At 61.9% G+C, this 6,278-nt stretch carries 5 protein-coding genes; 3 read left to right on the forward strand and 2 right to left on the reverse strand.

Annotated features, from left to right (window positions below):
- Positions 1-55 precede the first annotated feature (55 nt).
- Positions 56-976: a recombination-associated protein RdgC gene (gene rdgC, locus M5G11_RS19960; RefSeq protein ID WP_273912063.1), complete on the forward strand. Its 921-nt coding sequence runs from the start codon at positions 56-58 to the stop codon at positions 974-976.
- 245 nt (positions 977-1,221) lie between these two features.
- The gene (gene sugE, locus M5G11_RS19965) at positions 1,222-1,539 is read left to right on the forward strand and encodes a quaternary ammonium compound efflux SMR transporter SugE (RefSeq protein WP_273912064.1); all 318 of its coding nucleotides are present in this window, start codon (positions 1,222-1,224) and stop codon (positions 1,537-1,539) included.
- Between the two features lie 15 nt (positions 1,540-1,554).
- Here sugE and M5G11_RS19970 read toward each other — a convergent pair whose 3' ends face one another.
- Complete coding sequence (locus M5G11_RS19970) at positions 1,555-3,429, reverse strand: MFS transporter (RefSeq protein WP_273912065.1); 1,875 nt, start codon at positions 3,427-3,429, stop codon at positions 1,555-1,557.
- Between the two features lie 123 nt (positions 3,430-3,552).
- Entirely contained in the window at positions 3,553-4,698 is a 1,146-nt protein-coding gene (locus M5G11_RS19975; RefSeq protein WP_273912066.1) for a TDT family transporter, read from the reverse strand.
- A 188-nt stretch (positions 4,699-4,886) separates the two neighbouring features.
- On the opposite strand from M5G11_RS19975, the gene M5G11_RS19980 reads away from it, so the two are divergent.
- On the forward strand, positions 4,887-6,062 hold the full coding sequence (locus M5G11_RS19980; protein WP_273912068.1) for an MFS transporter: 1,176 nt from the start codon (positions 4,887-4,889) through the stop codon (positions 6,060-6,062).
- Positions 6,063-6,278: the final 216 nt, after the last annotated feature.

Below are 6,278 nucleotides of genomic sequence, written 5' to 3' on the forward strand. Positions count from 1 at the left end.
CGAGGCACTGCTCGGAGAATAATGCCCTCCTTAGTAAAGAGGAGAGATTCACCCCATGTGGTTCAAAAACCTGCTGACCTATCGCCTGACCCAGGACATCCCGTTCGACGCCGAAGCACTGGAAACCGCTCTGGCCAGCAAGCCTGCGCGCCCCTGTGCGAGCCAGGAGTTGACCACCTACGGTTTTGTTGCGCCGTTCGGCAAAGGTGAAGATGCCCCCCTGGTACACGTAAGCGGCGATTTCCTGCTGATCGCTGCCCGTAAAGAAGAACGCATCCTGCCGGGCAGCGTCGTACGCGATGCTGTTAAAGAGAAGATCGAAGAGATCGAAGCCGAACAGATGCGCAAGGTCTATAAGAAGGAGCGCGACCAGATCAAGGACGAGATCATCCAGGCCTTCTTGCCGCGTGCCTTTATTCGTCGCTCGATGATCTTCGCCGCCATCGCCCCGAAGCAGGGCCTGATCCTGGTCAACTCGGCCAGCGCCAAGCGCGCCGAAGACCTGCTCTCCACCCTGCGTGAGGTGATGGGTTCGCTGCCGGTGCGCCCGGTGACCGTGAAGATCGCCCCGACCGCGACCATGACCGACTGGGTCAAGAACCAGCAAGCTGCGCCAGACTTCTATGTACTGGATGAATGCGAGCTGCGTGATACCCATGAAGATGGCGGCATCGTGCGCTGCAAGCGCCAGGACCTGACCAGCGAAGAGATCCAGATGCACCTGGGGACCGGCAAGCAGGTCACCCAGCTGTCACTGGCCTGGCAGGACAAACTGTCGTTCGTGCTGGACGACAAGATGATCATCAAGCGCCTGAAGTTCGAAGAGCTGCTGCAAGACCAGGCGGAAGAAGACGGCGGCGAAGAGGCCCTGGGCCAACTGGATGCCAGCTTCACCCTGATGATGCTGACCTTTGGTGATTTCCTGCCGGCGCTGTATGAAGCACTGGGTGGCGAGGAGATTCCGCAAGGGGTCTGATAAGCCTGGTGGTCTTGAGGGCCCCATCGCCGGCAAGGCCGGCTCCCACAGTTGAAGTGCCAAGCAGTACACGGCCTTTGTGGGAGCTGGCCTTGCCAGCGATGGGGCCTCTCTATAATAAGAACAAGCCCGCACCTTGCCCCGCGAAACAGAAATGTGCACGATAGTGCGCACTGTGAGGACGACCTCACGACGCACCGCGTGACCGCTTCGGGGACGGCCCCATCATCAGATGGAGAGTAACCATGTCCTGGATCATCCTGTTTTTCGCCGGGCTTTTCGAAGTCGGCTGGGCCGTCGGCCTGAAATACACCGACGGCTTTACCCGCCCCCTCCCGACCGTTCTGACTATTGCCGCAATGGTCGTCAGCCTGGGCCTGCTCGGCCTGGCCATGAAGGAACTGCCGTTGGGCACCGCCTATGCCATCTGGACCGGCGTCGGCGCCGTGGGCACGGTCATCGCCGGGATCATCCTGTTCGGCGAATCCATGGCCCTGATTCGTTTGCTCAGCGTGGCGCTGATCATCGCCGGCCTGGTCGGCCTCAAGGTCAGCGCCAGCTGACCCTGAGTTGCTGCCCTAGCGCGCAGCCCCGCGCAACTTACTGACGCGCTCGCGCAACAGCGCCGGTTCCACTGCCTCCACCGGCAAGGCGGAACCGGCCACCAGGGTCACCCGCGACCACAAGCGGTGGAACCAGCCCTTGGCCGGATCGCGACTGAAGAAACTCCCCCACAACCCCTGCAACGCCATCGGGATCACCGGCACCGGCGTGCGCTCAAGAATGCGCATCAGCCCGCCCTTGAACTCGTCGATCTCGCCATCGGTGGTCAGCTTGCCTTCCGGGAAGATACACACCAGCTCACCGTCGGCCAGGTACGCGGCAATTCGCTCGAAGGCCTGTTCGTAGATCACCGGGTCTTCGCTGCGCCCGGCAATCGGGATGGTCCCGGCGGTGCGGAAGATGAAGTTCAACACCGGCAGGCGGTAGATCTTGTAGTACATGACAAAGCGGATCGGCCGACGCACAGCGCCACCGATCAGCAAGGCATCGACGAACGAGACATGGTTGCACACCAGCAAGGCCGCGCCTTCGTCCGGGATCTTCTCCAGGTCGCGGTGCTCGACGCGGTACATGGAGTGGCTGAGCAGCCAGATCATGAAGCGCATGCTGAACTCGGGAACGATGCGGAAGATATAGGTGTTCACCGCAATGTTGAGCAACGACACCACCAGGAACAGCTGCGGGATGGTCAGCTTGGCCAGGCTCAGCAACAGGATGGTGACGATGGCCGAGACCACCATGAACAGTGCATTGAGGATGTTGTTCGCGGCAATTACCCGCGCCCGCTGATGCTCCGGGGTGCGCGACTGGATCAGTGCATACAGCGGCACGATATAGAAGCCGCCAAACACGCCCAGGCCAAGAATCGACAGCAGGATCCACCAGGCCTTGCTCATGCCCAGCAGCGCCAGCCAGTCATAGGCAACGACACCCGCCGGGATATCGCCGGAGTGCCACCACCACAGCAGGCCGAACAAGGTCAGGCCGAACGAGCCAAAGGGCACCAGGCCGATTTCCACCTTGCGCCCACTGAGGCGCTCACACAGCAACGAGCCGATGGCGATGCCGACCGAGAACAGGGTCAGGATCAGCGTGACCACGGTTTCATCGCCGTGCATCCATTCCTGGGCGTAAGCCGGGATCTGCGTGAGGTAGATCGCCCCGACAAACCAGAACCACGAGTTGCCGACAATCGAGCGCGACACCGCGGGGGTCTGGTTCAGGCCCATGCGCAGGGTCGCCCAGGTCTGGGAAAAGATGTTCCATTGCAGCTGGAGTTCCGGCGTGGAGGCAGCGGCGCGCGGGATGGCGCGGCTGGCGAGGTAACCGAGCACGGCCACCGCCACCACGGCGGTGGCGACCACCGGGGCATAGTCATGCACCGACATCATCACGCCGGCGCCGATGGTGCCGGCGAGAATGGCCAGGAAGGTACCCATCTCCACCAGGCCATTGCCCCCGACCAGTTCCTCTTCGCGCAGGGCCTGGGGCAGGATCGAGTACTTCACCGGGCCGAACAGCGCCGAGTGAGTGCCCATGGCGAACAGCGCCAGGAGCATCATCCACAGCTGGTTATAAAGGAAGCCTGCAGCGCCGATGGCCATGATCAGCACTTCGGCGAGCTTGATCAGGCGGATCAGCGCGTCCTTGGCGTATTTCTCGCCGAACTGCCCGGCCAGGGCCGAGAACAGGAAGAACGGCAGGATGAACAGCAAGGCGCAGACGTTGACCAGCAGCGAGCCATCGCCACCCAGGCTGAGCTTGTAGAGAATCGCGAGGATCAGTGACTGCTTGAACAGGTTGTCGTTGAACGCGCCCAAAGACTGGGTCACGAAGAAGGGCAGGAAACGCCGCTTCTTGAGCAAGGCGAATTGCGAAGGATGACTCATCGTCCGTGGTCCTGAGTGGGGCTTTGTGATTGGAGGATGCCAATGCGCAAAAAGCCACAGTTGCTCAGGTAAATGCAAATTCGCTGTAAGCCCCCATCGCGGGATGAGCCCGCGATGCTTCTTCTATTTAGCCGAACAATCGGCAATGCACGGCGACACGAACAACTCCCCGCGCCAGGCCCCGCGCACCGTGCGGCTGGCCACCAGCAGCCACAACCCGGCCAACGCCGCCACCAGCACATAGCCCATGATCTGGAAGAACCCGAGCTGCAGCCACGCCGCCAGCTTCAAGGTCGCCAACGCATACACCCCCAACGGGAAGGTGAAGCCCCACCAGCCCAGGTTGAACGGCATGCCGTTGCGCATGTAGCGCCAGGTGATCAGCACCGCCGTCAGCAGCCACCACAACCCGGCGCCCCACAACACGATCCCGACAATCAGGCCGATGCCACGGGCGATCTCGCCCAACCCGCCGAGGCCATTGGCGGCAAATATCATCGGGGCATCGCCACCCAGCACCAGCATGCCCAAGGCCCCGGTGCCAATTGGCCCCAGCGCCAGCCAGCTCGACGCGGCCATGTTCTCGTGCGGTAGTTTGTGCAAGGCCATGCGCAACATCAGGATGGTCAGGATGCTGAACGCCACCGGCAAGGAAACCGCCCACAGCACATAGCTGGTGATCAGCACCTGGAACTGCCGATGCACATCCACCAGGTGCGGCGCCAGCAGGCCGCCGCTGGCCGCGGCAACTTCCGCTGCCACTACCGGCAACAGCCAGACCGCGGTCATCTGGTCGATGCTGTGCTCCTGGCGGGTAAACATCAGGTAGGGAATGGCCACGCCACACAGCAGCGCCAGCCCGACATCGAACCACCACAGCGCCTCGACCCACGGCAGGATGCCGTCACCCCAGCGCGGCAAGCCGAACAGCAGCGCGCCATTGAGAATGGTCGCCAGGCCCATGGGGATGGTGCCGAAGAACATCGACACGGTGGAATGCGCAAAAATGCGCCGCGCCTCGTCGAAGAACATCACCCAGCGCGCTGTGTAGAGAAAGGTGAACAGCACGAACAGGCCAATCGTCAGCACCCACAAGCCTTCGGCCAGCCCGTCCAGTGCCGGGATGGACAACTGCTTGAGCGCCAAGGCCAACACCCCGGTGCCCATGGTCGCGGCAAACCAGTTGGGGGTGAATTGGCGAATCACTTCACGCGGGTGCGCCAGCTGGCTGAATGGGCGCAAGGGGTGAGCAGTGTTGGGGCATGGCATGGTGTCGGTCTCCTGTCCTCTGGTGAGGTGGACTCCATCTTATGCGCTCAGGAAATATCCATATAACGGGTATTTTCTCTATCTGTTATCGGTTTTACCAATAAGTGGCAGCCCTCGCGAAGCAGCCCAGGCCTGACGTATGCTCACCCACTGGATCGCGCAACCCCGCAATGTACAAGGATATGTTTATGCTCTCGCGCCTCATGGGCTATTGCGCTGAAGTTCGCCTGCTACTCGTCACCACATTCGTGCTGACCCTGGCCCGGGCCATCACACTGCCGTACCTGGTGGTCTACCTGTCAGAGTATTTCACCCTGGACATCAGCGGCACTGGCCTGATGATCGGCGGTGCCTTGATCGTCGCCTCGCTGCTGAGCCTGTACGGCGGCTACCTGATCGATACGCTGCGCAGCTATACCGTCATCGTCGTGGCTACCCTGGTGTTTGCCGGGGCCTTTATTGGCGCCTTCGCCAGCCGGCAGCTGGTGCTGTTCTTCCTTTGCCTGGTGTTGATCAACCTGACCCTGGCCGTGGTCGACATCGCCGCCAAGGCAGGCTTCTGCGCGTTGTTGCCGGTCGATGAGCGCAGCGAAGTGTTCTCGATCAAATACACCCTGAGCAACGTTGCCTACGCCGTCGGCCCATTTATTGGGGTGGCACTGATGCAACTGAGCAATCACCTGCCCTTCCTGGTGTCGGCCTTGCTCGGCTTGCTGATGTGCGGCAGCTACCAGCGCTGGGGCGAGCGTACGGCGCGGGCGCGTCTCGACGACAGCGCGACACCGGGCTTCCTCAGTGTCGGCCGGCATTTGCTGGCCGACCGTCGGCTGGTGTACTTCACCCTGGGCGGCGCGTTGAGCGCCATCGTGTTTGGTCAGTTCACCGCGTATCTGTCGCAGTACCTGGTGACCACCGGCAGCGCCGCAGAGGCCAACCTGACCATCAGCTACCTGGTGGCGACCAACGCAGTGACGGTGATTGCCTTGCAGTATGTGATCGGCCGGCGCATCGGCAGCCGTCAGCTGATGCCCTGGCTGATGGCGGGGATGGCGCTGTTCCTGGTGGGCTTGCTGGGCTTTTCGCTGGCCGATTCGCTGCTGGTATGGTGCCTGGCGATGCTGGTGTTCACCCTGGGCGAGATCATCGTGATCCCGGCGGAATACATGTTCATCGACAGCATCGCGCCGGAGCACCTGCGCGGGGTGTATTACGGCGCGCAGAACCTGTCGAACCTGGGCGCGGCCCTGGGGCCGGTGATCTGCGGGTTTGCCCTGGCACACCTGGTGCCAGTGGCGATGTTCCACATCATGATGGTGGCGGTGGTGCTGGCGGCCTTGTTCTATTACCTCGGGGCTCGGCGCTGAGCCCATCGCCGGCAAGGCCGGCTCCTACAGGACACGGGTTGCCTTTGATTTCTGTGGGAGCCGGGGGGGTGTCAGAAATTTTGTGTTCGGGCATAACATGAGCAAGAGGTGCATGTATGCCAACCAAAAAGAAACCCGCGCGCCAAGCGCCACGAGAATTACCGAAAATCCCGAAAGAGCTGCTTGAGCAGTTCGGGGACGGGCTGATGACGGCAG

It is taken from the genome of Pseudomonas fontis, from assembly GCF_028656955.1.
Taxonomy (GTDB): domain Bacteria; phylum Pseudomonadota; class Gammaproteobacteria; order Pseudomonadales; family Pseudomonadaceae; genus Aquipseudomonas; species Aquipseudomonas fontis.